Below are 1,510 nucleotides of genomic sequence, written 5' to 3'. Positions count from 1 at the left end.
CCCCGATCCCACCCCGACCCCCGAGCCCACGCCGACCCCGACCGGTTCGCCCACCCCGACACCGACCGAGACCCCCTCGCCGACGCCGACCGGGACGCCGACACCGACGCCGACCGAGACCCCGTCTCCCACGCCGACCGGGACACCGACTCCGACGCCGACCCCGTCTCCCACGCCGACGGGGGTGGCCCCGACCGGTCAGCCCGGCCCCGGTGAGGACCCCTCGACCGGACCGGACGGCGAGCCGACAGACGAACCCGACCCGACCGCCGACCCCACCGCGACCTCGGACCCGACCGACCCCGACACCGGCACCGGCACCGGCACCGGCACCGACGACGAGACTCCGACGGACCCGGCCGACGACGACCGCGGCGACGGCCTGGCCGCCACCGGCGGCCCGGCCCTCGGCCTCGCCGGCCTCGGCCTGGTCCTCCTCGTCGCCGCCACCGCGACCCTCCGAGGCGCCCGCCGCCGCTGACCCGCCCTCCAACGCCCTGAGCCTGTCGAAGGGCGATCCCACCCACCCGGGAGCACCCGACCGCCCGACGCACCTCCAACGCCCTGAGCCTGTCGAAGCGTCGTCCTGAGCCTGTCGAAGGGGGCGATCCCACCCCACCCGAGAGCACCCGACCGCCCGACGCACCTCCAACGCCCTGAGCCTGTCGAAGCGTCGTCCTGAGCCTGTCGAAGGGGGCGATACCACCGCCCGTCAGCGGCCGACGAACGACACTCACCGAGGGCCCCGCGCCACCCCTAGGCTCCCGACCATGACCGTCGTGCGCTCGATCGTCCTGTTCGTGGTGGCCGCGCTCGCCGAGATCGGAGGCGCCTGGCTGATCTGGCAGGGCGTCCGCGAGCACCGCGGGCTGCTGTGGATGGGTGCCGGTGTGGTCGCGCTGGGGATCTACGGCTTCGTCGCCACCCTGCAGCCCGACGCCAGCTTCGGGCGGATCCTCGCCGCCTACGGAGGCGTCTTCGTGGCCGGATCGCTGCTGTGGGGTGTGGTCGTCGACGGGTTCCGGCCCGACCGGTGGGACGTCCTCGGCGCCCTGGTCTGCCTGGTCGGCGTGGCCGTCATCATGTACGCCCCGCGCGAGGGCTGACCGGCCCTGCACGGCGGCGGGCATCACCACGCCCTCTCCGGCGTTGGTGCCGGTGCCGGTCCAGGAGCACCTGGGTCCCGGTACCCGCAGCGTCCGTCGGAAGGAATGCCGTGCTCGCCCTCGTCGTCGACCACTCCGCCCCGCAGCACCTCCGGCTGACCGAGGTCGCGCCGCCGAACCCGCGTCCCTCGGAGGCTCTGGTGCAGGTGGTGGCGGTGTCGGTGAACTCCGGTGACGTGCAGGACGGCGTCCTCGGCTCCCCCGACGGCACGGTGCCGGGCTGGGAGGCGGCCGGAGTGGTCGAGCGCGCCGCCGCCGACGGCAGCGGCCCGCCGGCCGGCACCCCGGTGGTCAGCCTGTCCCTGGCGCTCGGCGGCTGGGCCGAGCTGCGGGCGGTCGAGGCC

Annotated in this window: 3 protein-coding genes and 1 pseudogene; all 4 read left to right on the top strand. The window is 75.7% G+C overall.

Features of this window, described 5'->3' with window-relative positions:
- Positions 1 to 216: pseudogene (locus tag DVA66_RS21445) on the top strand (hypothetical protein); the annotation flags it as partial.
- A complete protein-coding gene (locus tag DVA66_RS20325) occupies positions 185 to 481 on the top strand; it encodes a hypothetical protein (protein WP_114561569.1) in 297 nt (98 codons plus the stop codon). The pseudogene DVA66_RS21445 and the gene DVA66_RS20325, both read left to right, overlap by 32 nt.
- Before the next feature lie 289 nt (positions 482 to 770).
- A complete protein-coding gene (locus tag DVA66_RS20320) occupies positions 771 to 1,106 on the top strand; it encodes a YnfA family protein (RefSeq protein ID WP_114561568.1) in 336 nt (111 codons plus the stop codon).
- A 110-nt stretch (positions 1,107 to 1,216) separates the two neighbouring features.
- A partial coding sequence (locus DVA66_RS20315) for an alcohol dehydrogenase catalytic domain-containing protein (protein WP_408608940.1) occupies positions 1,217 to 1,510 on the top strand: 294 nt, incomplete at its 3' end.

The organism is Desertihabitans aurantiacus, from assembly GCF_003344635.1.
GTDB lineage: Bacteria > Actinomycetota > Actinomycetes > Propionibacteriales > Propionibacteriaceae > Desertihabitans > Desertihabitans aurantiacus.
This window is presented reverse-complemented; position numbering and strand designations above follow the sequence as displayed.

Excerpts from the sequence above, each read along its gene's own strand:
- DVA66_RS20320 (WP_114561568.1), top strand. The coding sequence starts at position 771 with ATGACCGTCGTGCGCTCGATCGTCCTGTTCGTGGTGGCCGCGCTCGCC.